The sequence below is a fragment of the Lacrimispora struthionigena genome, assembly GCF_048627165.1.
Lineage (GTDB): Bacteria > Bacillota > Clostridia > Lachnospirales > Lachnospiraceae > Lacrimispora.
Genome location: NZ_JBMBWP010000002.1, coordinates 1,680,913 through 1,707,293, shown reverse-complemented (window position 1 = coordinate 1,707,293; position 26,381 = coordinate 1,680,913). Strand labels below are relative to the sequence as shown.

The following is a 26,381-nucleotide window of genomic DNA, read 5'->3' as shown; positions in this document are numbered from 1 at the left end:
CAGCTCTAGTTCTGATAAGATTTAAGTATACATAGTTTTAAATTATACATGTCGGATTATGTCGACGAGATTTAGTTGAATATTTAGATTAATAATTTATAATATAATTGTAACCTATTAATTTACACTATAGATAAAGGGGATTAAGTATGAGAAGAATTAAAAAATGGACTACATTATTATTAATGACATTAACTGTCAGTACGGTAACTGCTCCACAGGCAATGGCTGATAATTTACACGCCATAAATAATGTTCCGATGACAAGTAATGCAGCCATGGCACAGCTCCGAATGGAAGATAAAGGACCAGATTTCTCCAATGGAAGTCTTGTTTCTGAAGTTTGGGGTACTGAAGAAGATGGTACACCTTATGTGGAAAGAACTTATATACAGCATAATTTTGGCTTATTAAGAGCGTCTAGATCAGTAACACGTACTAATACTAAAAGCTATGGGGCTACAGGGTCAGTAAAAGTAACAGCAGTATTTGATTGTGATAGCGCAGAAAAGACAGTGTATGTATCTGAATCATCAGGATCATTTAATCAAGGTGGTGGGGTAAGTGATGTAGAAGACTACGGAACAACCACTTCTGGTGAAGGAACTTCAAAGGCGACAGCTAAATATAGTTGTAGAGTAAATAGAAATCTTGGTGGTTGGAAGACATACAGCGTAAGTGTATCATGCAATTATAACGGAAAGTAGTGTAATAAATTTTGTGTCTCTGGAAATAAATGGCTTCTTTCTGGGAATGAATTAGATAAATAATTCATTTTCAGAAGGGAGCTTTTTCTATGGCAATTGCTAAGAACAGTTACAACAAATCATCACAGACAACGACATTAAAAGTGTCGGGGATATCTACTCCTTATTTAACTCTGGATATTCCAAGAGATAGAAATGGAGAATTTGAACCCCAGATCGTCCCCAAATATCAACGTGACATTTCTGGTATTGAAGAACAGGTCATTTCTCTTTATACAAGAGGACTGTCTACCAGGGATATTTATGACCAGCTTTATGATTTGTATGGGATCGAACTGTCTGCAGATATGGTCAGTAAAATTACAGACAAATTTTACCTGAAATACACCAACAGAGGACCTTGCTCTTTCTGAACCAGAGAATTTGAAAGAAATTTGGGGCAGGAAATATCCTTTTGCAATCTCCAACTGGGAACAAAACTTGGAAGTAGTACGCCCGTTTTTCGGATTTAACGATGATATCCGAAGGATCATGTATACCACAAATATCATCAAAGGCGTTAACCGCCAATTTCGTAAAGTGACAAAAGCCAAAAGTAGTTTTCCCAGCGACAACTCTCTGGAAAAAATGTTGTTTTGGCAAGTCAGAATGTTAAAAAGAAATGGACACAAAGGTATCGAAACTGGGATTTGGTACTAAGCCAGTTGAAGCTGTTGTATCCAGAACGATTGAATGAATATCTATAAAGAAAAACCGGTCAGACAGTTTTCCACAACTGTCTGACCACAATAATTATTACCTTATTCCGTCGGTACTTATAGTATACCCGATTTTTCCCTAATAATTCCAGAGGTCGGGTGTGGGCAGAGCCCACAAAAAGAAATCTAAAACAGTTTGATGACAGTAAAATGAGCACGACTACGACAACTCAACTGATCAGTAACAATAAGCAATCTATTTCTTTTAAACAGAGATAGGTTGCTTTTATAGATTAATTTTACTTTATTTTTATAATTTCCATTTTTACTTATTTAATTTGTAAGATTTATAATACAGGTAAAATAAAGGTTATATCTAAACAAAAACGTTACATATAAGAAATAAGCAATGTTATTTATAAATAATAAGTAACTGAAAAACGTAAAAAATACACAGAAATTGCCAAAAATTTAACCCAGAATTACCCAACCCAAATAAAAAATATGGTAAAATTTTGCTCTCTAATGACCTGGAAACCTTGTAAATACGGCGTTTTTAACGTTTTTCCATTTTTTTGCCATTAAATCCAGTGTCGATTCAAAAGAACTTTCTTGACAATATTTGTAATAAAATGTAAAATGGAGTAAGAAAATTACAAAAAATGTAAGAATTTGCATTTGACTGTTAAAATTTAACTATTTTTTCCATTTTGTAACAGTCCGAATACGTCATAATGGCATATTGCCGGAAGAAATGAAAGTGAGGAACAGATCCGATGAATTCTATTTTTGGAAACAGCATTTCCATGGCGGAAAAATCTCTGGATTATTTGTGGGCGAAGCAGACGACCACGCTTAATAATATCGCGAATGGGGAAACTCCGGGCTATAAGGCCAAATATGTGAAATTCGAAGATGAATTTCGCAACCGGCTCGCGTCAGCGAGGAAAGGTACTTCGGCAGATATCGGAAAAGCTATCAGTAACTCAAGATATTTTGTGCGAAATACAAAAGAGGAATCTGCAAGATTAGACGGCAACAATGTCAATGTGGATGTAGAGAACGTGGAACTTGCAAGGACTACACTGCAGTATCAGTACGAACTGAATTCGTTAAACAGTGATATCAGCAGACTACGTACAATTATTAAAGGTTAAAACGGGAGGCATATAAGATGGAACAGATGTTCATAACGCCCATTCGCTCATTGGACTCCATTGGGGATATAGGAGCAGCTAAGAAGGTTGTATCAGGACAAAACGGAGGATCTGCATTTTCAGATATTTTCAAAGAGGCAGTTCAGAATGTGAAAACAACGGAAGCAGACTTAAGCAATCAGCAGTACCTTTTGGCGACAGGGCAGATTGATGATGCACATACCGTGCCAGCTGCAGCGGCAAAGGCCCAGTTATCCGTAGAACTTTTATCAGCGCTTAGAAATAAGGCATTGGAAGCTTATACGGAAATTATTCGTATTAGTATTTAAAACAGATAACAGGGCGGACGTACGCGATGGAAAAAATTAAAGATTTATTAGGTAAACTAAGTGATAAGACGAAAAAGATAATTATTGCGTCAGTGATTGGCGTACTGGTTATAGGCGGAGCTGTCTTTGCAGCAATGTCCATGCGGCAGAAACCGTATGAAGTTATGTTTACCGGGGTGAGTAGTGAAGAAGCAAAACAGATTATTGGAAAACTGCAGGAAGACAATATAGATTATCAGTATGATAATGGTGACATTAAGGTGCCTACAGAGCAGATGGACACCACAAGAGCCAAGCTGGTATCAGAAGGATATCCCAAAAGCGGTTTTACATATGACGTTTTCAAAAACAATGTTAATCTTATGACTACAGATACAGATCGACAGACATTTAAGCTGTATGATCTGGAAACAAGAATTGGATCTACGATTCAGATTTTTGATGGAGTAAAAGAGGCATACGTAACCATAGCCCTGGGAGAAACTTCTAAATATGCACTGTCCGAAGATAGCGCGAAGGAAGCGAGTGCCCAGGCTGTTGTCGTTATGAAGGATGGGGGATCGCCGACCGAAGAGCAGGCGAATTCCATTCAGCTTTTAATATCAAGAAGTATTCCAGGAATGGTAATAGATAATGTATCTGTCTTTGACGGCAATGGTCGTCAGGTATCAACTAACGCTGGCGATACTGATACAAATTCAGGAAAAGCTGCAGATGAGATAGCAAAGCTCATTGAAGACCAGATCACGGCTAAGGTAATTAATGTACTGGGACCTATTTATGGAAACGGCAACGTACGTGTATCTGTAAAAGGCACTGTGAATATGGAAAAGCTGATCAGGGAAAGTATTGTTTACAATACACCGGAAAAGATCGATGAGAAGGATAAAACCGGTCTTACTTCTGAGGAATCCATTTCCAAAGAATATTCCGGTAATGCCCAGACAGCATCAGGGGTCGCCGGATCAGAAGCCAATGCTGATATACCACAGTATAATGCTGGCGGACAAAATACAGATAGTGCATATGCATCTAACAGCTTAAATAGAAAGTACTTATTAAATCAGATAAAGGAACAGGGACAGGTTAATCCGGGAAGTATAGAGAACCTTACTGTTTCAGTTGTAGTTAATGGCAGTGACTTTGGATCGCTTTCCATTGATGATATCCGTAATCTTGCTGGAAATGCCGCAGGAATTGCTCAGGCAGACCGGGCTGAAAAAATTACAGCAGTGGCAGCCCCATTCTATACCATTGAAGTTCCAAAAGAGCCGGATAAGCCAGCTGAGGCAAGTACCAATGGTATTCTGATTAACCAGTGGATACTTATTGGAGCGTTGGCCGGAGTACTTCTTCTTATACTTATGATTGTACTGATCGTACGTCGCAGAAGAAAGAAGAGGGCTCTTGCAGATGAACTGGAAGACAGTCAGGAAGACGTACCGGTTCTTCCCAATATGCCGTCTAAGGAAGATCGGGAGATTGAAATACTTGCTCCGGAAGAAGACAGAGGAGCCGAACTGCGTGAAAGTGTACGGGAATTTGCAGAGCAGAATCCGGAGATATCAGCACAGCTATTAAAGACCTGGTTAAATGGAGGAAACAATAATGACGACTAATATAACGCCGGAGCAAAAAGCGGCAACAGTTATTGTTTCACTCGGCGTGGATAAGGCTTCCAAAATATATAAGTATCTGAGTGAAGAGGAAATTGAGAAATTAACAGTCGAAGTTGCAAAACTGGGACATGTTCCTTCTGAGACCACACAGGCCATACTGGATGAGTTTTATAAAACCTGTTTAACTCAGAAGGTGGTAACAGACGGTGGTCTGGAATATGCAAGAACTGTTTTGGAAAAGGCATTTGGAGAGAGTACTGCCAACAGTCTGCTTCAGAAAGTCACCCAGTCCCTTAAATCCAGATCCTTTGGCTTTATCCGGAAGAGTGATTCCAAGAATCTTTTCTCAATTCTTCAGCATGAGAGAGCACAGACCATTGCGCTTGTATTATCCTATACTAATGAAGAGATGACAGCCCAGCTGATCTCTGAGCTTTCTCCAGAGAAGCGCCTTCAGGTTGTAGAATCAATTGCCAGAATGGAAAGTGCATCTCCGGAGGCCATTAAGATCGTGGAGAATGAGATAAAGAAGAAGTTCTCCGGTATCCTTACAACGGATTATACAACCGTTGGCGGTATCGATTACATAGCAAATGTAATGAACCATATGGACAGAGGAAACGAAAAACTTATCTTCGACGAGTTGGGAAGAAAAGATGCAGAACTGGCCGATACCATCCGCAAAAAGATGTTTGTTTTCGAAGATATCATTACGATGGACGACAGATCCATTCAGCGTTTTATCCGCGAATGCGATATGAAGGACATGGTTTATGCGCTTAAGAATGCCAATAAGCAGATTACAGATGTTATTTTCAACAATATGTCAACCCGTATGAAAGAAAGCATTCAGTCTGATATGGAAGTTACAGTTAATGTTCGTCTGAAAGATGTAGAAGAAGCACAGCAGAGAATCGTTGCTATTATCAGGCGTCTGGAAGAAGAAGGCGAACTGATCATCAGCAAGGGCGGAAAGGATGATATCATTGCCTAATATTATCAAAAGTCCTGAGGCTGCAAATCGGGTTCTGGAATATGGTTTTAAAAAGAAATTTGAAGATATTGTTGTAAAAAAGGACTCAACCAGATCCGTGGAGGAAGAACAGTTTCAGCCGGATGAAGAAGATGAATATTCTCCGGTTGCGGAGATTCTTGATAAGGCTTCGAGTCGGGCACAGGAAATTGTAAATCAGGCAAGAGAAGAAGCTGAAAAAATTCTTGCAGAGGCCAGAGAGACTGGTTATCAGGAGGGCTATGAAGCCGGTCTGCAGGAAGGACATGCAGCTGCGTACGAAGAGCATAAGGCAGAACTTGATTTACATATGAAAGAATTCCGTGAAACCATTAAATCTACCGTAGAAAGTGTTACAGAAGAGAAAAACAGGATTCTGGAAACCTATATTGATGATTTGAAACGAGTCACCCTGACCATAGCCGAAAAGGTGATTCAGACCAGCTTAAAATCAAGCGGTGAGATTATTAAAAGAATGATAGTCGCTGCTGCAGGAAAACTAAAAAAGACTCAATGGGTGAAGATCTACGTATCACAAAAGGATGCCGGAATGATGATTCAGGGAGATGTGGGGTTGTTAAATGAGCTTTCTCATATATCCGGAAATATTAAAATAATTTCTATGGATCATTCAGAAGAAGGAACATGCATTATTGAACTTCCGGAAGAAATTATTGATGTCAGCGTAAATACCCAGATTGAAAACATTAAGGGAATTCTTAATAACGCAAGACTGTAGCAGGAGGAATCCGTATGTTCAAAGATTTAACGGACTTAATCATGAAAACAGAGACCATAGACCATATTGGCAAGATTGAAAATATTGTCGGTATGTCTATGGAAGCCTCCGGAGGAAAGGCCAGCATTGGAGATATTGCTTATATTTACAATGAAGACAGGAAAGAACAGATTCCTGTAGAAGTAGTTGGCTTTAAAGATGATAAGATTCAGCTTATGGCTTATGAAAACATGAGCGGAATTGCAGCTGGAAGCTTTGTAAGAAATACAAGAAGACGTTTGAAGATACCTGTGGGAGATTTTTTAAGAGGCCGGATTATTGATGCCAAGGGAGAACCCATGGATGGAAAAGGGCCTTTTGAGAATCCCAAGTATTATTATGTGGAAAACCCTTATATCAATCCCATGACACGCCCTCCCATCACAGATCCGCTGGAATTCGGAGTTAAAGCAATTGATGGCATGAATACCATTGGAAAAGGCCAGCGTATCGGGATCTTTGCAGGTAGTGGTGTTGGAAAAAGTACATTGCTTGGTATGATTGCCAGAAATGTAAAGGCAGATATCAATGTTGTTGCACTGGTAGGAGAGCGTGGACGAGAGGTAAGAGAGTTTATTGAAAAGGACTTAGGTCCGGAAGGAATGAAACGATCGGTTCTCATCGTCGCAACTTCGGATCAGCCGGCTATGCTTCGTATGAAATGTCCGCTGGTTGCCACCACCATTGCAGAGTATTTTAAAAATCAGGGAAAAGATGTACTCCTTATGATGGACTCCCTGACCCGTTTTGCCATGGCGCAAAGAGAGATTGGTCTTGCAATCGGCGAACCTCCGGTAGCCAGAGGGTACACTCCCTCCATCTATGCTGAATTTCCAAAGCTTCTGGAACGAAGCGGCAATTTTAAAGAAGGTTCCATCACTGGAATTTATACAGTTCTTGTAGAAGGTGATGATACCAATGAGCCCATAGCAGATACGGTGAGAGGTATTGTCGACGGCCACATTGTACTAAGCAGAAAACTGGCCAATGCCAATCATTTTCCGGCAATCGATGTAAGTGCCAGTATATCCCGTCTTATGACGAACATTGTATCGGAAGAGCACAGAAAGATGGCCTCTGAAATCAGGGACATTCTGAGCTTATATGAAAAAAACGAAGACTTAATTTCAATTGGTGCTTACAAGTCGGGAACAAACCCGAAACTGGATGTTGCCATTGCAAAGATAGAAAAGATTAACAAGTTTTTATGTCAGGGTATTAATGAAAATGACAGCTACGAAGAAATCTTGAAAAAGATGAAAGAGATTTTAAAGTAAACTCTGTGAAAGAAGGCCAAAGATGAAAAAATTCAATTTTCCTCTTAATACTGTTTTAAATTATAAAGACCAGGTGCTTGAGAATCTCAAAACAGAACATGCGCAGATTCTTGCAGATATTGCACAGCAGGAGAGACGGATTGAGGAATTGATGGAAAAGAGCCAAAGCGCTGCCATACGTTACAGAGAAGACACACAGTGTGGCGTTACTGTCAATATCATGCGGGAATATGAACGTTATATAACATTTATCCAGCAAAGAATTGTGGCAGAACAGGGAGTACTCTTAAAACTTACGAAAAAAGAAGAACAGAAGCGGGCTGAAGTAATCGAGGCAAAAAAAGAAAAGGCTTCTATAGATAAGTTAAAAGAAAAAAAACTGGATCAGTACAACAAAGAAGTACTGAAAAGTGAAGAGCTGTTTATCGAAGAATTTGTTTCCAATACGATGTCAGTTCGTAGCAGCAGGTAGTCCTGTCGGTTAAAATCCGGCAGTTACCATAAAAAATAATGCCAGATGGCAGAGAAGAGAAAGGAGGAAGAACAATGGAGATGAAAACAAATAGTGTGGAAGTTTTGATCAGGCAAATGCCGAAATCTCAGAAAACAGATGAGAAATCAGTAGATAATTCTTCTGGTTTTAAGAAAATGATGAGAGAAAAAGATCTGAAGAAGGACACTGGAAGCAAAGATAAAAAGGATATAAATAAGGAACTGGAGACAGCAGCCTCCAATGCGGCAGTACCACAGGCACAGCAGGCTGGAAAAACCAGTGAAACAGCAGACCTTTCGGATCAGCAGAAAAAAGAGATGCTGATTGCGGGCATGGAATCTTTAAAGGGTCAACTTCCTGATCCACTCAATTCAAAAGAAGATTCAGGAGATACAAAATCCGTGGATTCGTTTCAACTGCTTAAGGAGTTTCGGCTTAAGAACTGGAATCCCAAGGATGATAGTAAACTGATTCAGGAAAAGGAAGACTTCAATGCATTAAATAGTCTGATGCCCAAGAAGACAGTGCCGGATTCTCAAATCGGTTTGGCAGTGCAGGACGAAATTGCTGCTCCGTTAAAAACTGGAGAAAATGAAGAGACGAAGGGACCTGGAGAAGCACTTTATAAAATGAGTGAGCAGGTGGGACCTGGATTTGATAAGGATCTTATTGAGCATGGTCCAGGCGTTTCAGAGAAGAAAGTAGTCAAGGCTTATGGCCCAGGATACCGGCTGAAAACAGATGAGAAAGATGCTCTCTCTGACGAAGATACTACACAGGATAAATTCCCTGGTATGTTACAGGATAAATTAATTGGACAAGGCCATATGTCTCAATTAAATGTTCATAAAGCCGAAACCGCTGATATAACTTTACCGGTTCAAAATTTAGAAGAACTGAATGCCAAGCTTTCAGAAAAAATCATATCTCAGATTGAAACAGGCAGGAAAAGTCTGGAAGTGCAGCTGGAACCTCATAACCTGGGAAAGATTCTGATTAAAGTTGCATACGACAAAGATCAGGTGAGTGTATCTGTAGTCTGTACGGAAAGCAAGACTTTAAAGATGCTGTCCCAGTCAGCCGGAGAATTAGGAAATATTCTGGAAAGCAACTTAGAACGTCCGATTCATGTAATCGTAGACAAACAACAAGCAGATTACTTAAATAACAATCAGGAGCATCAGGGAAATGGAAGAGAGCATCAGGAACACCGGCAAAATCAATCCGATGATTTTGGAGATGATTTTATCCAGAGACTGAGACTTGGTATTTCAGACCTGGATTCTGATGAGTTGAGTGAGTAAGTAAGTTACGATAAGGAGATAAACGATGGCTAGTACAAATGCAGTAGGCGGCACAGGCAACCTGCTATATAACTCAGCTGCAACAGATACTGATTCTAAAGTAAAAGAGAAACAGAATAGTGAATTATCCACCGAAGGGTTTTTTAAGCTTTTAGCAGCTCAGCTTCAGAACCAGGATATGTCAAGTCCCATGGATAACTCTGAGATGATGACTCAGATGACCCAGATTGCCATGATGCAGGCAATGGATAATTTCTCTACCTCAATGGACGATTTTGCCCAGGTTAACACAATCAATTATGGAACATCCATGATGGGAAAGTCGGTTTTGATTGGAGCTCTGGATAAGAATGATCAGATGACAAAACATAATGGAATTGTTACCCGTGTGGATATCTATAATGGAATCCCTACCCTATATCTTGATGATGACACAAAAACAGGCTATCCCGTTTCTGGTGTTATGTCTGTTTATGAAAAGGGTCATGCGCCGGTTGATGATACGACTAAGACAGACACAACCAAGGATGCGGATAAGACAACTGGAACAAATACGTCAAAGGATACCGATAAGACGGCTGAGACTGATACAACAAAAAGTACACAGGATAAAACTGCCGAAACAGTTACAGGTAAATAGTAGACAGTCAGCATAAAACGATTTGGCTGATGAGTATCGGCCAGTATGATACGGTTGGTGATTGAAATGATAGGAAAAATAAATCAATACGAAGATGTCCGGCAGTTAAAGCTGCGGAGTGCGGCAGCGGTTTCGGAATGCGGCAGCAGCTTTAGTGATGTTCTTAACAGCCGGATCGGAGAAGAAAAGATTCACTTTTCCAAACATGCGGCTGAACGGGTGAATCAGCGTGGAATCGAAGTGACACCTTCTTTTTTAGATGATTTACAGTCTGCTGTAGAAAAAGCTCGTTTAAAAGGTGCAAAAGACGTTGTTATTATTAGTGAGCGGGGGGCGTTTATTGTAAATGTACCTAATAACACAGTGGTAACAACCATGTCGGGAAATGAAATGAAAGACAACATTTTTACCAATATTGACAGTGCCGTTTTATTATAGCCGGACCATTTATGGGGGCGCAGCCTGTATGTCTGACTGACATCGGGAGACGGCAGTTTTGAAAAAGAAAGGAAAAAAATATGGTCAGATCAATGTTCGCTGGTGTAGCAGGACTAAGAGCACATCAGTCAAAGATGGATGTTATCGGTAATAATATTGCAAACGTAAATACATGGGGATTTAAAGCTGGAAGTATGTCATTTAAAGATGCCATGTATCAAAACAGCAGCTCCGGATCAGGCGGTAATAAAGAAGCCGGCGGAATCGGAGCAGTAAATGCCAATCAGGTTGGATATGGTGTAACTACAGGTGCAATTACTTATGATTTTTCAACAGGAAGTATGGCACCTTCCGCAAGTGGTTTAGATTGTATGATAGATGGAACCGGATTCTTTATTGTAGGTCCTATGCTGGGAACACCACTCTCTTTAAGTGGTGAAGATGCAGTGAAGTCAAGCGGTCTTTATTTATCCAGAGTAGGTAAGTTTAAGGTAGATCCAAATGGTTATTTGACTGATGATAGCGGTAATTATGTGTACGGTTTTGGTTATGATCAGAATACTCAAAAATATGATACTGCAACATTGATTCCTTTACAATTGCCTACTAAGGCGGCTTTGGCTAGTCAGGCTACCAAACAAAATGGAGAACAGGTTACAAAAGCGTTAGCTGATTTGAATGCTGCTAAAACTGCATATAATACACAGAATGCCAAATATGCGGCGGCTAAAGATGCCTATATAGCGGCTCAGAATAGTTACGATACAATATATAAAGATAAAAAGATTGATGATCAAGTAACACTTGTTAAAAATAATAAGAAAAAAATGGAAGATGCTTATGCTGCATGGCAGGCTGATCCCACTAAAAGTCAGGATTATTACGATGCATCAGATGCTTATGAGAAAGCAAATTATGACCTTGTTATACTGAATGCAAATTTACAGGCTCCAAATGCTCTAAAAGCCACCAACGCGTCTGACCTTGACACACTTTATAAGAACTATAATGATGCATTAAAGGCATTACGGGCTATAGATAAAAATGTAAATCCAACAGGATATAAAACCGCTAGTGATACATTAAATACCGAAAAGGCTAAATGGGAAACGGCTCAGAATAAACTCTCAGTACTGGAGGATCTTTCACCATTAGGTGAGCGCGATGCAGCAAAACTTCTGGTTGATACAGAAAACGCAAAACTCTCTGCTGCTTCAGTTACAGTAGATAAGGCACAAGCTGCTCTGGCTGCAGCACAGAAAACATCCTCTAAAACAGAACAGGACAATTCCAAAGCAGATGATTCCCTTGGTGAATTTTCCAGTTACAAAATTCAGCAGGACGGAACGATTGTAGGTACAACCTCTGGAGCAGTTACAATGGTCATTGGCAAAATTGCTCTTGGCAGTGTACAAAATACAGGCGGTCTTGAAAAAGATTCCGGCTACTACTACACTCCTGGTGCCAGTGCCGGTAATGTAAGCGTATTTGAAGCCGGCGGTTCCGAAGGCCGTATCATGGGCAACTACCTGGAAATGGCCAAAGTAGACCTTGCAACTGAAATGACCGACATGATTACCACACAAAGAGGTTTCCAGGCGAACTCCAAAATCATCACTGTAACTGATCAGATGTTGGAAGAGTTAGTTAATATGAAACGGTAATTTGTTCCACAACAATCCGGAGAGGCATTAAATCCGTCTCTCCGGGCATAAGGAGAGGTAATATATGATTCGACTTACACGGCTGAATGATGAAGAATTCATAATAAACTGCTTACAGATTGAGCGGGTGGAATCTATTCCGGAATCAAATGTGATCCTGGTAAGCGGGAAACATTATGTAGTTAAGGAAAGTATTGATGAAATTATAGACCGAGTAATTGAGTTTAATGCTCAAATTTATGCACGCGCACAAAAGAGGAAAGAGTAATCCGGGAGCGGCCTGGATGGTTGGAGGTTATTCATGGACATTTCGTTGATTGTAGGCTGGATAATGGGAATTATCCTCATTGTTTATGGAATTACGTTCGATAAAAGTGGAATTTCGTTCGAAAAAATTGGAAATTTTATAGATATGTCAAGTGTTATTATTGTTGTAGGCGGTACGATAGCATCATTGATTGCAAGTTATCCGCTTAAAACATTGGCACAAATACCGAAGCATGTTGGTATTATGTTGAATCCCAAAAGATATGATGCGGAAAAAGTAATTGATATTATGGTTGACATGGCTAAAACAGCGAGAAAAAAAGGTCTCCTGGTTCTGGAAGAGCAGGCTAATGGCATTAAAGATCCATTTCTTAAGCAGAGTATTATGCTCATTGTAGATGCTATGGATGCGGAGAAAATAAGGGAAATGCTGGAGAGTGAAGTGTCCGCCATGTCTGACAGGCATGAACAGGATGTCAGCTTATATGAGAAAGGAACTTCCGTAGCACCAGCGTTTGGTATGATCGGTACCCTGGTAGGATTAGTAAATATGCTGAAGAGTATGAATATGGACGGAGGAGGAGCAAGTTCATTAGGGCAGGATATGTCGGTTGCTCTTATCACTACATTTTATGGCTGTGTTATGGCTCATTTACTTTTTGGCCCTATGGCGAAAAAACTCCGTATACGAAATGATGAGGAATTTCTTTATAAACAGATAATAATAGAAGGTGTTCTGTCCATTCAGGCAGGCGATAACCCGAAATACCTTGAAGAAAAACTTTTATCTTATCTTTCTCAGGCTCAGCAGAATAAGATAGCAAAGAAAAGGTCTGGCGGAGCTGCAACGGAAGCATCTTCCTGATAGACCAGAAAATTATTGAAGCTGTTTTAAACAGGGGAACAGGTGATTAAATGATAAAGAAAGATAAAAAGCCGGAAGAACTTGGAAGCTGGATGGATACATATGGAGACATGGTTACATTATTGCTGTGCTTTTTTGTTCTTCTGTATTCAATGTCCTCCGTTGACCAGAACAAATGGAAGATTCTGGTTCAGAGCTTTAATCCGAGTGCTGTTGAGTCATCAGATCAGATTGTATTGGATGCCAATGCGAAAGATGGTGAGGGGGAATTAAAAGGGAACCCTCCTGCTGAAGGCGGAGAAAGTACAGATTTTGACGAATTATATCTGATGCTGAAAAAAGTAGTGGACGATCGAAATATGCAGGATTCTGTCGAAATTACGCGTGGAGACGGCTTCACATTTATCTCATTTCGTGATAAAGTATTTTTTGATGGAGACAGCTCTGTTCTCAGACAGGAAGGTAAAGACGTCCTTAGTGAGTTTGCAGCTGCAATGGCACAGGCCAATGACAATATTAAGGAAGTTCAGGTATTGGGACATACCTCACAGGGAAATCCAGAGAGAGCCAATAACATTCGTAATGACCGTATGTTGTCTGCACAGCGTTCCGCAGAGGTTATTATCTTTCTGCAGAGCCAGAACGCTGTTTCGCCGGAAAAACTGGTTGGGATGAGTTTTGGGCAGTTTCGCCCTATCGCACCCTTTGATACCGAAGATGGACGTGCAAAAAACCGCCGTGTTGAGATTTTGATCACTAAAAATGATACGGTTGAAAAGTCCCTGGAGGAATACTACAACCAGGTATATCACAATATTCAGAACAAAGCGGGCAATTAAATAAAAAGCGGGAGTGAAACAAATGGCTGAAGTATTATCCCAAAGTCAGATTGATGCGCTTCTCAATTCCTTAAGTGGAAATGATGAGCCTATTGACGAGATCGAGAAAAAGGAAAATGAAGTAAAATACCGGAAATATGATTTTTACAGTCCGAAGAAATTTACGAAAGACAGACTGAAAATTTTAAAAAGTATATTCGACAATTATTCCAGAATAGCAGGCTCCCAGATTAGCAGCATATTTCGGACTTCCAGCGAATTGTCCGTAGTTACAGTTGAGGAACAACGGTATTATGAGTTTGGCAACGCACTTAGTGATAATGATATTCTTACTGTAGTTAACGTAACACTGCCCAACAATAGTAAAAATCCTCCCCTGCTTATTAACGCAAGTATGACGCTGATGCTTAATTTAATTGACCGTATGCTGGGAGGCGTGGGAACTGATGTTAACGTTGATGCATCTTATACATATACGGAAATTGAAATGGCTTTGTATTACAGAGTAATTCAATATATAATCGGTGCTTTAAAGGATTCCTGGTCCAGCTATATCAACCTGAAATTTCAACTGGGCAGGCTTGAAGAAAACCCAAGTATGTTTCAGGAAATTGGTGTGGATGAAACCATTGTTATTGTTGTAATAGATGTAGATATGAAAGAGTGTTCAGGAAGATTGAATATTTGTATCCCAGGATCTCTTCTCATGAATATATTTGATATCATGGACAAGCGCAAACACAGTGCCATGGGTGAAGAGGCGAATAGCCAGGATAATAAGAGAGAGATTATGCAGAGTATTAAATCTTCAGATATGCTGGTTAGAGCACAGTTGGGTGACACCTCAATTTCGCTTGACGATGTATATAATCTACATGTTGGAGATGTAATCAATCTGAATACACCAAAAGATTCTGACGTCAAACTTTATATAGAGGGACAGCCCTGGTTCAAAGGTCAGCTGGGTGTTCATAAGCGTAATGTTGCTGTTAAAATCGACGATGTGGTTGCTCAAATTGATGATCAGGCTGAGAATGGAAATTACCAGACCAGTAAAAGCTGAGTCAGGGATTACATAAAGAATTATAGGATAATAAAGGAGATGTAGAAAATGGCAAAAATATTATTAGTAGATGATGCAGCATTTATGAGAATGATGATTAAGGACACTCTGACAAAGAACGGATATACCGATCTGTACGAAGCAGCTGACGGAGCTCAGGCTGTGCAGATGTTTACAGAGATCAGCCCTGATCTTATCATCATGGACATTACCATGCCCAATATGGATGGACTGGAAGCGTTAAAGGCAATTAAAGCAAAAGATCCCAATGCAGTAGTAGTTATGTGCTCAGCGATGGGACAGGAAAGCATGGTAATCGAAGCGATTAAATCAGGAGCAAAGGACTTTATTGTTAAGCCATTTAAACCAGACAGAATTTTAAAGACAGTTACTGGAATTATCGGCTAAGCTGATTCACTGAGGAGGGTACAAATGTCGTTTTTAAGTTCGATGAATATCAGCGCGTCTGCTATGACAGCACAGCGTCTCAGACTTGATATTTCATCACAAAATATCGCGAATATCGATACCACCAGAACGGCTACCGGTGGCCCGTACCGCAGAAAAATGGTGGTTCTTGAAGCACAGACTGAAAGCAATTTCCGTAAAACCTTAATGAATGCAGCAGGTAAGAGCCGCCAGCAGAGTGCGGGGGGAGTAAAGGTATCACAGGTAGTGGAAGATACCAGCCCTTTAAAATCCGTTTACGACCCGGAACATCCGGATGCAGATGAGAACGGCTATGTACAGATGCCAAATGTGGATCTGATAAAGGAAACAGTGGACAGCATGTCTGCAACCCGGTCCTATGAAGCCAATATAACCGCATTTAATGCCATAAAAATGATGGCTTCCAAGGCGTTGGAGATCGGTAAATAAGGTAAAATATGGCATAGAGGGCTAAATGAGTATAAAGGGAGAAAAGTTGTATGGATTCGAAGAATTTTAGCGCATTTGAGATTGATGCCATAGGTGAAATACTAAACATAAGCCTGGGTGCCTCAGCCACTGCAGTATCTACCATGCTCAATGCCAGAGTTGATATCACCACACCTGTAGTACGTGTATTAACGAAGAGTGAGTTTGAAATATCAAACCTGGAACCGGCAGTGGGTGTGGAAATTACTTATATTGCAGGTCTTAGCGGAAGTAATATTATGCTTCTGAAAAAGCATGATGTTAAGGTTATCGTAGATATGCTGATGGGAACGGAAACCCCGGAAGAGGATTTTGAATTAAATGAATTAAATATCAGTGCAATCTGTGAAGTAATGAATCAGATGATGGGGGCGTCAGCGACTGCTCTCAGCGAATTTTTAAGTAAAGCAGTTAATATTTCAACACCAACATCTTTTGAAATTGAAGATGTGGGAGATTTTAAAGAGAAATATTATCACGATGAAGATTTAATGGTTGTGGTTGGTTTTAATCTGAAGATAGCGGATCAGATGGCCAGTGAATTTATCAATGTTATGCCACCTGCACTTGCAAAAGAACTGGTAGCGGGATTCTTTCCCCAGGGAGACAGTGAGCCGGAAGAAGCGCCGGTACCAGAACCTGTTTCACAACCTGCTTCCGCTCCGGCTTCCTCTGGCGGCATTTTATCTCAGGAAGAAATTGAAAAACTTCTTTCAGGAAGTTCAGCTCCAGAACCGCAGCCACAGGAGCCTGTGAAACAGGAATCTTCAGGTGGTATCCTGTCTCAGGAGGAAATAGAGATGCTGTTAAATGGCGGCAAGGCTTCAGAACCAGTGCCGGCAACGCCAACTCCGACACCAGCTCCAGTTCCAGTTCCGACACCAGCACAAACTCCTCAACCTGCAGTTTCCACGCCGGCAATGGTAAGCCAGCCAGCAGGCATTGACAATTCCGCCGTGCAGCAGATGATGAATCAGATGCAGATGCAGCAGCAGATGATTAATCAGATGCAGCAGATGATTTTGCAGATGCAGAATTCACAGATGAATGCGCCGAAGAAAGAAGCTCCGGAGCCAAAAACCATCAATGTGAAGCCAGTGCCCCAAAATAACCTTACTGAAGGTCCGGTAAGCTATGAGGAGCAGGAGGAAAACCGTGAACTGATCATGGGAGTACCGTTAGAAGTTTCAGTAGAAATCGGCAGAACAAGAAAACTGGTAAAAGATATACTTGAGTTTACAAAAGGATCTCTTGTTATTTTAGACAAACTTGCCGGGGAGCAGGTAGATCTGTATGTAAATGGAAGATGTATTGCGAAGGGCGACGTAGTAGTCGTTGATGACAATTTTGGTATCCGTATTACGGAGATTATCAAAAAGAACGTTGAATAGAGAGGAAGTGCCTGTAGATGAACAGTGTGATCAGTCTGTTGTCGGTTCTTATTATCACCATTCTCATTCTGTACTTAAGCTATATTTTTACGAAAAGTATTGGAAAAGGGATGGGATTAAAACGCGGGGGAAATTATATGCAGATGTTAGACAGGCTTTCCCTTGGGCAGGATAAGGCGATTGCGGTTGTTCGCGCAGGCAGTCATTATTTTCTCATTGGTATCGCTTCTTCACAGATTAACATTCTGGCAGAACTGACGGAGGAGGATATTCAACAAAGCCTGGATATCCAGAATCCTCAAACAGGAAGCGGGTACCCTGATTTTATCAGCATTCTGAAAAAATATACGGATAAAAACCGGAAAGACTTGTAGGAGGAGCAGAATGAATACAGATGCCTTAGTTAACATTAATGGAGGCAGGGTGCCAACCCTGGAACTTTTCCTCATTCTGACCATTATATCACTGCTGCCGTCCATACTGGTTATGATGACTTCTTTTACCAGAATCATTATTATCCTGTCTTTTACAAGGAATGCACTTGGTGTACAGCAAACGCCCCCTAATATTGTTTTGGTAGGCATTGCGCTATTCTTAACTTTGTTTATCATGGATCCGGTTATAAAAGATATTAATACCCAGGCTTACCAGCCTTACATAAAAGAAGAGATCAACCAGTCGGAGGCATTAAAACGGGCTCAGATTCCCATGAAGCGTTTTATGCTGAAACAGACTGAAACCAGTACTCTGAATTTGTTTGTAGACTTATCCCATACAGAAAAAGCGGAAAACATTGAAGATTTACCAATGACTGTTGTCATTCCATCATTTATGACATCAGAATTAAAACGGGCGTTCACAGCTGGATTTATGATTTTCCTCCCATTTATGCTGGTAGATATTGTTGTTTCCAGCACACTGATGTCAATGGGTATGGTAATGCTTCCGCCTGCCATGATTTCACTTCCATTTAAGCTGTTATTGTTTGTTACAGTAAATGGCTGGGAGTTATTATTTACAAACCTTGTTAAAAGCTTTCATTAATGACGGGAGGGATTTTTATGACAGACGTAGCAATCAGCAGCCTGATGTACGAAATGTTTGGAGCAGCCGTTAAGCTGGCGGGCCCGGTTCTTGTGGTAAGTATGATCATCGGTATTCTGATATCAATACTGCAGGCAGCCACCCAGATCCATGAACAGACCATTACCTTTGTGCCCAAGTTACTTGTTGTGGGACTGATTCTTTTGATGATGGGCAGCAATATGATGAAGACGCTTAGTGATTTTACCATACATGTGTTTAATACCATGCTGGGATAGGCAAAGCAGATGAAAGGAAGAGTTAAATGCCGGATATAGGACAGATGATGCTTTTCTCCCTGATTCTCATGCGGATGGCAGGTTTTATTCTCCTGAATCCCATATTGGGAAGACGGAATATACCCGGTTATGTAAAGGGCGGTACGGTTATGGTATTTACCCTTATGCTGTATTCGTTTTCTTCCGCGCAGGTACCGGAACCAGTTACTTCCGTTGAATACGCAGTTCTTCTGATCAAAGAGTTTGCCATGGGGTATGTGATTGGTTTTGTTATGGAGCTGTTTGTCATGATTATTACATATGCGGGAACGATTATAGATTTTCAGATGGGACTTTCCATGGCCACCGTATTTGATCCCCAGAGCAACGCACAGGTTGCGGTGACGGGAAGTATCTTTCATGCGTATTTTATATTATTGTTCTTTGCAGTAGACGGTCATCTGGCTCTGTTTAAACTATTAATCCAGTCGTCGGAGATCGTTCCTTATGGACAAGTTGTCATAGGAACAAAAGTTGCGTGGGCGGTGCTTGAAATATTTACCCAGTGTATCGTAATGGCTATTAAATTTGCTTTTCCAATTATGGCAATTGAGTTCATAACAGAAATTGCGGTGGGAATTCTGATGAAGGTGATACCTCAGATTAATGTGTTTGTGGTTAACATTCAGGCGAAGGTTTTGGTTGGTTTATTAATGCTTATATTCTTATTTTCCCCCATGTCTGATTATGTTGGATTTATAATCAGTCAGATGTTACTGACAGTGGAAAATATGATCAGAATTTTATAGCGCAAAGGATGTGATGAACGGAAATGGCAGATGATTCAAAAACCGAAAAGGCCTCGCCGAAAAAACGGAAGGATGAACGAAAAAAAGGTCATGTTGCTGTTAGTAAGGATGTGGTAATGATCGCCACTCTTCTTGGAACTTTCGTGATGTTGAAAGCATTATTTCCGCTCATGTATCGTACCATGCGGGATTACATGATCAAATATGTCAGTCTGGCTCCGTTAGCAGATACCATGTCAGATTATACAACCAGTATTTTCTGGGATATGGTAATTGCCATTGCCAAAGCAGCAATACCGATTATTCTTGTTTCCACTACATTGGCAGTGATTGGAACAGGCGTACAGACAGGATTTCTATTTACAAAAAGTAATATGGCACCTAAGTTTGAAAGACTGAACCCCATTAAAGGGATTAAAAATCTTCTCTCTTTAAAAAGTCTGGTAGAGCTTATTAAGAATTTAATTAAAATTATTATACTTTCAGTGATTTTGTATCAGATCATAAAAGGTGATTTAAGAGCAGTGTCCAGAACCATTGATATGAATGTAATGGATTCATCAGTTTATGTTTTAAATTCTATTATGGATATGGTAATGAAAGTATCAATTGTATTCCTGGCGATCGCCGGCTTCGATTATTTCTACCAGTGGTGGGATTATGAACGCCAGATTAAGATGTCAAAGCAGGAGATGAAAGAGGAATACAAGCAGACAGAAGGAAATCCGGAGATTAAAGGGCGTATCCGGAACCTGCAAAGAGAAAGAGCCCGCAGCAGGATGATGCAGTCAGTACCTACTGCAGATGTAATTATTCGAAATCCGACCCACTTTGCGGTAGCACTGCGTTATGATATAGAAAAAGATAATGCACCAGTTCTGCTTGCCAAGGGTCAGGATGAACTTGCTTTAAGGATTGTGGCCATAGGCGAGGAACATGGAATCTATGTGCTGGAGAACAAGCCTCTTGCAAGGGGGATTTTTGCCAGTACCAAAGTGGGGGAGCCAATCCCTCCGGAATATTATGGTATGGTCGCTGAGATTCTGGTATACGTATACCGTATGAATAACAAGATCATAGAGTAGAAAATGCGGCATAGATACTTGAAAGAAATGGTGTAAAAAGAATGAAGACTTTACTTAAAAATTCCGTTGTAGTATTTGTCATTACAATTGTGCTTCTTTTGATCATCCCATTGCCTCCATTTTTTATGGATGTAATGATTATAATAAATATTTCCCTATCCATGATTATCCTTCTGATAACCATGAACATTCGGGAGCCGTTGGAATTTTCCATATTTCCATCGCTGCTTTTGATCACCACACTGTTGCGACTTGGACTTAACGTTTCTTCCACCCGTAACATTTTAACCAAAATGGGATCTTCCGGTCTCGTTATTAAGGCTTTTGGTGATTTCGTATTGCAGGGAAATGTTGTAGTAGGTTTTATCATATTCCTGATTATTGTTTTAGTAAACTTTCTGGTTATTACAAAAGGTACGGAACGAGTATCTGAGGTTGCAGCCAGATTTACCCTGGATGCCATGCCAGGAAAGCAGATGGCCATTGATGCGGATTTAAGTTCTGGTCTGATCAATGAGCAGGAAGCGAAGCTGAGACGTTATAAAATCCAGAAGGAAGCAGATTTTTATGGTGCCATGGATGGTGCCACCAAATTTGTAAAGGGCGATGCAATCGTTTCTTTGATCATTACCGCAATCAATTTTATTGGTGGTGCGATCATTGGTATTGTTCAGTCCAATATGCCATTCTCCCAGGTTTTAACCATTTATAGCATTGCTACGGTAGGTGATGGACTGGTATCCCAGCTTCCCTCCCTTATGATCGCAGTAGCTACCGGTATGGTTGTTACCAGAGCTGTATCAGATGGCAGCTTAAATGAGGATGTGTCCGCACAATTTTTGGCTCAGCCAAGAGCGATTATGCTTACGGGATTTGTTTTGGTTGTACTGATGCTTGTTCCGGGAATGCCTAAATTCCAGCTTGCTCTTATGGCAGTTTTACTTATAGGAACCGGTTATCAGCTGGAGCGTAAAGTGAAACAGTCAGCCTTTAAAGAGGTGGAGCAGTATCAGAATACGTTCATGGAAGATACAAGCCAGCAGACACCAGCAGACGAAGAATCCTATTACAGAGATGTAAATAATGTATATTCCCTGATCAGTGTAGACCCCATCGAATTGGAATTTGGCTACAGTCTGATTCCCCTGATTGACGAAGGCAGCGGAGGAAAGCTAATTAACCGTATTGTCATTTTCAGAAGACAGTATGCTCAGGACATGGGATTTGTTATCCCATCGGTCAGACTAAGAGACAGTTCCAGTCTGAATACCAACCAGTATGTAGTTAAAATCAGAGGTGAAGAAGTAGCAAAGGGTGAAATCCTGGTAGACTATTATCTGGCCCTGGAACCGCCGGTTCTTTCCGGTGAAGTGGATGGAATTGAAACGATTGAGCCGGCTTACGGAATCCCAAGTAAATGGATCCGGCCTGAGAATAAAGAAATGGCCGAAATCTATGGATATACAGTTATTGATCCGTTGTCAGTTATGCTCACTCACTTATCAGAGACCATCAAGCAGCATGCATATGAGATGCTTGGCAGACAGGAAATTATGCAGCTGTTAGACAATGTTAAGAAACATTCACCTGAACTTGTGGAGGAGTTATTCCCAGGTCAGTTATCCTACGGCAACTTCCAGAAGATACTCAACAGTCTTTTAAAAGAAGGTGTGCCGATCAAAGATATGGAAACCATTTTGGAGACCATTGTGGATGCTCTTTCAACAACCAGAGATATCGATCTTATTACTGAGAATATAAGAATCGCTTTAAAGAGAACCATTACCAGAATGTTCTGTGATGGAGGTCAGATGAAAGTTCTGACTCTGGATGCAGATCTGGAGAAAAATATTATCAGCAGCATGGCGAAAGGGGAGCAGGGCGTTTATCTGGCTCTCAGTCCTGAGGTAATGCAGTCAGTAATCGGACAGCTGGGTGAACAGATTAAGAAGTTTAACGATCTGGAACAAAAACCTGTGATTCTAACAAGTCAGGTAGTAAGGCTGTATTTTTACCGTCTGATTGAACAGTTTTATCCCAATGTCTATGTTCTTTCATTTAATGAAATTGCAAATAATATTCAGATCCAGGCAGTCGGAAATATTACCGTTTGACAAGGGTTAATGTCAGAAAGGCAGTGTTAATCGGAATGGAGCAGGAGTTAAGCCAATATACCAATGAAGATTTACTAATTAAATATAAGCGTACTAAGGATATTAAAATCAAGCACGAGCTGGTAATGCGTTATATGTATATGGTGAAGAGCATTTCAATTCAAATGCGTGATGTCTATTTAAGCTTTGCTCAAATAGAGGATATCGTTAATGAAGGTGTATTGACGATCATGAATGGGATTGAAAAGTTTGATCCTGATATGAATGTGAAGTTTGAAACCTATATTTCCAAGCGTATTCGTGGTATGATTATAGATATGGCAAGAAAACAGGACTGGATCCCAAGAAGTGTCAGAAAAAATGCCAAAGAACTGGACAATACGGTGATGGAATTATGTAACCGCCTGGGACGTTTTCCATCCTCGAAAGAAACGGCCGAGTATTTAAATGTATCGCTGGATAAATATCAGGAAGCGTTAGGAAAGACCAATGTTTACAGTGTCATTTCCCTTGATATGGTGTTAGAGGGAAGCAATGACAACAAGAAGACAGTCCAGCTGCCCTCCATCAGCGAAAATGACCAGCCGGAATCCCACTATCTTCAGGAAGAATTTAAACAGATACTGGTATCCGCCATAAATAATTTAAAGGAAAATGAACAAAAGGTTATTTCTTTGTATTATATGGACGAATTAAATATGAAAGAGATTGCCAAGGTCATGAATGTCAGTGAACCAAGAATTTCACAGATTCACTCCAATGCCATACAGAAACTGAGACTGAATCTGACTAATTTTATAAATGGGAAATAGGAAAGGGGAATAGCGGGATGTTTCAAGGATTTTATAATCTGGCTTCCGGGATGCTTTATCAGAACCGGAATTTAAATACCATCAGTAACAATATGGTAAACGTAAGTACTCCTGGGTTTAAATCAGACCGTATGACCAGCACCACATTTAAGGAAGAGATGCTTTACAGGAGCGGTAATGTGGATAAAAGCAGTTACACTCCAATTGGTACTGCATCCATGCTGAAAACAGTAGCAGGTGTGAAAACCAGCTTTGATCAGGGCAACGTGGAGGAAACAGGCGGTAATCTGGACTTTGCTTTAACAAAGCCTGGATTTTTTACAATCGAGGGTACTGACGGGACTCGTCTTTATACAAGAAATGGCTCTTTTGATGTTGATAAGGATGGCTATCTTTGTTTATCAAATTTAGGAAGGGTACTTGGAGAAGATGGAAATCCTATTGAGATGACCTCTAATCACATTTCAGTGGATCAGTCCGGGAACATATATGAAGAGGCCTTAAAAGGACTTAAAACCGATGAAGATGGCGGTGATACAGAGGCAAAAGAACCAACGCTCATTGGAAAGCTTGGTGTGGTAAGTTTCGATGATACAGCTCAGCTTGTAAAAGGGGATAACGGAACCTTCACTACCCAGGCAGAGGGAAAAGCTGTTGATGGTGGAATTATGTGGAAATCAGTGGAACGGTCCAATATTGATCCCATCGAACAGATGACCTCCATGATGACCAGTCAGAGAGCTACTCAGAGTGCAGCCCAGGTGCTTAAGATGTACGACCAGCTTATGGGAAAAATAGTATCTGACATTGGCAGAGTATAGGGGAGGACTAACGGATGAATCAATCCTTTTATATAGGCGCACAAGGTGCCATGAATCAGCAGACAAAACTGAATGTTGTATCGAATAATATTGCAAATGTTAATACAGTTGGTTTTAAACCGGAATATAGTGTGTTTTCCGATCTGATCTATGCACAGACACGAAATCAGCTTGAAGATACCAATATTAAGACCGGAAGCGGATCAAAAATTGACCAGGTAAAGACAAACATGACAGCCATGCCGTATCAGTCTACGGGACAGGAACATGATTATGCTGTGGAAGGTGATGGCTTTTTCATGCTCAAGGATCCCGTATCCGGAGCAATCACATACACCCGTGACGGACGTTTTTCCCTTGCAAAGACAACGGACAAATTCTATCTTGTCAATGTGGATGGAAAACGGGTTCTTAATATGGATCAGGAGGAAATTTCCTATGATGTAAAGCCGGCATCCTACCCTTCTGAAGAAGCTGAGAAAGAGGAAGAAGATACGGAAGAACTGCAGGAGGGAGAACATGATCCCCATGCCATAGGAATCTATACCTTTGCTAATACCAGTAGCCTTAAGCCCATAGGGGACAATGTCTTTTCTGCAACGGAAGCCAATGGGACTCCCATTCTCCTGGAGAATGCAAAAGTAATAAGTGGATCTCTGGAGCAGTCTGGTACTGATTTTGCATTGGAGATGACAAAAATGATGGAGGCCCAGAGAGCGTATTCCTATGCTCTTAAGATGGTACAGACTTCCGATGAAGTTGAATCGACAATAAATTCTCTGCGGTAAATATGGCAGAGTTTCATGAAAGAGGGCGATCATATGAAAATAACACGTTATGACGAAATGAATGGGCTTGGGCTGGATCTGATTCGGGAGATTGGCAGTATTGGTACAGGCAATGCGGCTACCGCACTTTCTTCCATGCTGAACAAGACAGTACGGATGACATTACCCGATGTTCAGATACTGGGATATAATGAGGCCATTAAATTTTTGGGTGATCCGGAGGAAATTGTGGCGGCGATCCTGGTTAAGATGACAGGAGAAATCAACGGTTTAATGCTCTTTATTTTAAAAATGGATTTTATTAATGAGGTTTTATCCAGCGTTATGCAGCAGGAGATTGAAGACTATTACCAGCTCAATGTTTTAGAGACCTCCGCACTGGAAGAAATCGGTAATATTATTATCTCATCATATGTCAATGCCATGTCAACACTGAGTGAGGTTACAATTAATCTTTCAGTACCTGACATTGCAGTTAACATGCTGGGAGGCATCTTAAGTGTTCCAATGGTGGAATTTGGATATCAGACAGATAAGATGATGATGATAAGCGGACAGTTTATAATAGGAGGAAAAGTCCTTCACAGTGACTTGCTTATGATGCCGGATATTATGTCACTTAACTTTTTAATGGAAAAGCTGGGGATTGTAAATGGATAAACAGATAACAGTAGGAATTGCGGACATGAAATTTGCCAGGCAGGAGGGGACACTGATCACCTATGCGCTGGGGTCCTGCATTGGAATCTGTTTATATGATCCCATGATAAAGCTGGGGGCGCTTGTGCATATCATGCTTCCGGAAGTATACGGATCAGGAGACGGAAATATATTTAAGTATGCAGATACAGGACTGGCTGAGACATTTAGAAAGATAGAAATCCTGGGCGCAAGAAAACCAAGATTGATTGCAAAGATTGCAGGGGGGGCAAAAATGTTCGAATTGCAGGGTAACAGCACTCTTGGCAATATCGGAGCCCGCAATATTGTAAGCGTAAAACAGATTCTCCAAAAAGAGGGGATCCGGCTTGCTGCTTTGGACGTTGGAGAAAACTATGCACGAACCATGTCCATGGATGTAAGTACGGGGCAGGTTAAAATCAGAACTTACGGCAGAGCAGAAATTGTTTTGTAAACATTATGAACTGGCAGAAAGTTGCCGATAAATTAACAGGCAGTTGTTTTTGCTGGA

Annotated in this window: 30 protein-coding genes and 1 pseudogene; all 31 read left to right on the top strand. The window is 40.6% G+C overall.

The window, feature by feature from the left end:
- Positions 1-149 precede the first annotated feature (149 nt).
- The 31 genes and pseudogenes from ACOAOT_RS17165 to ACOAOT_RS17015 all read left to right on the top strand — a co-directional run bounded on the left by ACOAOT_RS17165 (position 150) and on the right by ACOAOT_RS17015 (position 26,324).
- The gene (locus ACOAOT_RS17165) at positions 150-707 is read left to right on the top strand and encodes a hypothetical protein (RefSeq protein ID WP_420218095.1); all 558 of its coding nucleotides are present in this window, start codon (positions 150-152) and stop codon (positions 705-707) included.
- A gap of 173 nt (positions 708-880) precedes the next feature.
- Positions 881-1,453 (top strand): annotated as a pseudogene (locus tag ACOAOT_RS17160) (transposase); the annotation flags it as partial.
- 728 nt (positions 1,454-2,181) lie between these two features.
- Positions 2,182-2,562 carry a flagellar basal body rod protein FlgB gene (gene flgB, locus ACOAOT_RS17155; protein ID WP_420218094.1) on the top strand — a complete coding sequence of 127 codons (381 nt, stop codon included), beginning with the start codon at positions 2,182-2,184 and terminating at the stop codon, positions 2,560-2,562.
- A 17-nt stretch (positions 2,563-2,579) separates the two neighbouring features.
- Positions 2,580-2,891: a flagellar hook-basal body complex protein FliE gene (gene fliE, locus ACOAOT_RS17150; protein ID WP_277409059.1), complete on the top strand. Its 312-nt coding sequence runs from the start codon at positions 2,580-2,582 to the stop codon at positions 2,889-2,891.
- Between the two features lie 26 nt (positions 2,892-2,917).
- On the top strand, positions 2,918-4,510 hold the full coding sequence (gene fliF / locus ACOAOT_RS17145; protein ID WP_420218093.1) for a flagellar basal-body MS-ring/collar protein FliF: 1,593 nt from the start codon (positions 2,918-2,920) through the stop codon (positions 4,508-4,510).
- The gene (gene fliG / locus ACOAOT_RS17140; protein WP_420218092.1) at positions 4,500-5,504 is read left to right on the top strand and encodes a flagellar motor switch protein FliG; all 1,005 of its coding nucleotides are present in this window, start codon (positions 4,500-4,502) and stop codon (positions 5,502-5,504) included. Before fliF ends, fliG begins: the two co-directional genes overlap by 11 nt.
- Positions 5,497-6,261, top strand: a complete 765-nt coding sequence (locus ACOAOT_RS17135) for a FliH/SctL family protein (RefSeq protein WP_420218091.1) — start codon at positions 5,497-5,499, stop codon at positions 6,259-6,261. Before fliG ends, ACOAOT_RS17135 begins: the two co-directional genes overlap by 8 nt.
- A gap of 14 nt (positions 6,262-6,275) precedes the next feature.
- Complete coding sequence (fliI, locus tag ACOAOT_RS17130) at positions 6,276-7,577, top strand: flagellar protein export ATPase FliI (RefSeq protein WP_420218090.1); 1,302 nt, start codon at positions 6,276-6,278, stop codon at positions 7,575-7,577.
- 22 nt (positions 7,578-7,599) lie between these two features.
- Positions 7,600-8,049 carry a flagellar export protein FliJ gene (gene fliJ / locus ACOAOT_RS17125; RefSeq protein WP_420218089.1) on the top strand — a complete coding sequence of 150 codons (450 nt, stop codon included), beginning with the start codon at positions 7,600-7,602 and terminating at the stop codon, positions 8,047-8,049.
- A gap of 74 nt (positions 8,050-8,123) precedes the next feature.
- The gene (locus ACOAOT_RS17120; RefSeq protein WP_420218088.1) at positions 8,124-9,374 is read left to right on the top strand and encodes a flagellar hook-length control protein FliK; all 1,251 of its coding nucleotides are present in this window, start codon (positions 8,124-8,126) and stop codon (positions 9,372-9,374) included.
- A 25-nt stretch (positions 9,375-9,399) separates the two neighbouring features.
- Positions 9,400-10,014: a flagellar hook assembly protein FlgD gene (locus tag ACOAOT_RS17115; RefSeq protein ID WP_420218087.1), complete on the top strand. Its 615-nt coding sequence runs from the start codon at positions 9,400-9,402 to the stop codon at positions 10,012-10,014.
- A 66-nt stretch (positions 10,015-10,080) separates the two neighbouring features.
- Positions 10,081-10,452, top strand: a complete 372-nt coding sequence (locus ACOAOT_RS17110) for a TIGR02530 family flagellar biosynthesis protein (RefSeq protein ID WP_420218086.1) — start codon at positions 10,081-10,083, stop codon at positions 10,450-10,452.
- An 80-nt stretch (positions 10,453-10,532) separates the two neighbouring features.
- A complete protein-coding gene (locus tag ACOAOT_RS17105) occupies positions 10,533-12,116 on the top strand; it encodes a flagellar hook-basal body complex protein (RefSeq protein WP_420218085.1) in 1,584 nt (527 codons plus the stop codon).
- 64 nt (positions 12,117-12,180) lie between these two features.
- Positions 12,181-12,384 (top strand): flagellar FlbD family protein, encoded by a 204-nt coding sequence (locus tag ACOAOT_RS17100; protein ID WP_420218084.1) that lies wholly within the window; start codon positions 12,181-12,183, stop codon positions 12,382-12,384.
- A 33-nt stretch (positions 12,385-12,417) separates the two neighbouring features.
- Entirely contained in the window at positions 12,418-13,248 is an 831-nt protein-coding gene (locus tag ACOAOT_RS17095; protein WP_420218083.1) for a motility protein A, read from the top strand.
- 50 nt (positions 13,249-13,298) lie between these two features.
- Entirely contained in the window at positions 13,299-14,087 is a 789-nt protein-coding gene (locus tag ACOAOT_RS17090) for an OmpA/MotB family protein (RefSeq protein ID WP_349674478.1), read from the top strand.
- A 22-nt stretch (positions 14,088-14,109) separates the two neighbouring features.
- On the top strand, positions 14,110-15,150 hold the full coding sequence (gene fliM, locus ACOAOT_RS17085) for a flagellar motor switch protein FliM (protein ID WP_420218082.1): 1,041 nt from the start codon (positions 14,110-14,112) through the stop codon (positions 15,148-15,150).
- 48 nt (positions 15,151-15,198) lie between these two features.
- Positions 15,199-15,558: a response regulator gene (locus ACOAOT_RS17080; RefSeq protein WP_104438793.1), complete on the top strand. Its 360-nt coding sequence runs from the start codon at positions 15,199-15,201 to the stop codon at positions 15,556-15,558.
- A gap of 24 nt (positions 15,559-15,582) precedes the next feature.
- Complete coding sequence (gene flgC / locus ACOAOT_RS17075; protein ID WP_420218080.1) at positions 15,583-16,029, top strand: flagellar basal body rod protein FlgC; 447 nt, start codon at positions 15,583-15,585, stop codon at positions 16,027-16,029.
- Between the two features lie 50 nt (positions 16,030-16,079).
- Positions 16,080-17,459: a flagellar motor switch protein FliN gene (fliN, locus tag ACOAOT_RS17070; RefSeq protein ID WP_420218079.1), complete on the top strand. Its 1,380-nt coding sequence runs from the start codon at positions 16,080-16,082 to the stop codon at positions 17,457-17,459.
- 17 nt (positions 17,460-17,476) lie between these two features.
- Complete coding sequence (locus tag ACOAOT_RS17065; protein ID WP_420218078.1) at positions 17,477-17,833, top strand: flagellar biosynthetic protein FliO; 357 nt, start codon at positions 17,477-17,479, stop codon at positions 17,831-17,833.
- A 10-nt stretch (positions 17,834-17,843) separates the two neighbouring features.
- The gene (fliP, locus tag ACOAOT_RS17060; RefSeq protein ID WP_104438789.1) at positions 17,844-18,503 is read left to right on the top strand and encodes a flagellar type III secretion system pore protein FliP; all 660 of its coding nucleotides are present in this window, start codon (positions 17,844-17,846) and stop codon (positions 18,501-18,503) included.
- Positions 18,504-18,520: 17 nt separating this feature from the next.
- Positions 18,521-18,781 carry a flagellar biosynthetic protein FliQ gene (locus ACOAOT_RS17055; protein WP_104438788.1) on the top strand — a complete coding sequence of 87 codons (261 nt, stop codon included), beginning with the start codon at positions 18,521-18,523 and terminating at the stop codon, positions 18,779-18,781.
- 26 nt (positions 18,782-18,807) lie between these two features.
- Positions 18,808-19,569: a flagellar biosynthetic protein FliR gene (gene fliR, locus ACOAOT_RS17050; RefSeq protein WP_420218077.1), complete on the top strand. Its 762-nt coding sequence runs from the start codon at positions 18,808-18,810 to the stop codon at positions 19,567-19,569.
- 23 nt (positions 19,570-19,592) lie between these two features.
- Complete coding sequence (gene flhB, locus ACOAOT_RS17045; RefSeq protein ID WP_420218076.1) at positions 19,593-20,654, top strand: flagellar biosynthesis protein FlhB; 1,062 nt, start codon at positions 19,593-19,595, stop codon at positions 20,652-20,654.
- Positions 20,655-20,695: 41 nt separating this feature from the next.
- Positions 20,696-22,768 carry a flagellar biosynthesis protein FlhA gene (gene flhA / locus ACOAOT_RS17040; protein ID WP_420218075.1) on the top strand — a complete coding sequence of 691 codons (2,073 nt, stop codon included), beginning with the start codon at positions 20,696-20,698 and terminating at the stop codon, positions 22,766-22,768.
- Positions 22,765-23,580, top strand: coding sequence for a sigma-70 family RNA polymerase sigma factor (locus ACOAOT_RS17035; RefSeq protein WP_420218074.1), 816 nt, complete (start codon positions 22,765-22,767; stop codon positions 23,578-23,580). Before flhA ends, ACOAOT_RS17035 begins: the two co-directional genes overlap by 4 nt.
- Positions 23,581-23,597: 17 nt before the next feature.
- Entirely contained in the window at positions 23,598-24,401 is an 804-nt protein-coding gene (locus tag ACOAOT_RS17030; protein ID WP_420218073.1) for a flagellar hook-basal body protein, read from the top strand.
- Between the two features lie 14 nt (positions 24,402-24,415).
- Complete coding sequence (locus ACOAOT_RS17025) at positions 24,416-25,189, top strand: flagellar hook-basal body protein (RefSeq protein WP_420218072.1); 774 nt, start codon at positions 24,416-24,418, stop codon at positions 25,187-25,189.
- A gap of 33 nt (positions 25,190-25,222) precedes the next feature.
- Positions 25,223-25,849, top strand: coding sequence for a chemotaxis protein CheC (locus ACOAOT_RS17020; RefSeq protein WP_104438782.1), 627 nt, complete (start codon positions 25,223-25,225; stop codon positions 25,847-25,849).
- The gene (locus ACOAOT_RS17015; protein WP_288825990.1) at positions 25,842-26,324 is read left to right on the top strand and encodes a chemotaxis protein CheD; all 483 of its coding nucleotides are present in this window, start codon (positions 25,842-25,844) and stop codon (positions 26,322-26,324) included. Before ACOAOT_RS17020 ends, ACOAOT_RS17015 begins: the two co-directional genes overlap by 8 nt.
- Positions 26,325-26,381 lie beyond the last annotated feature (57 nt).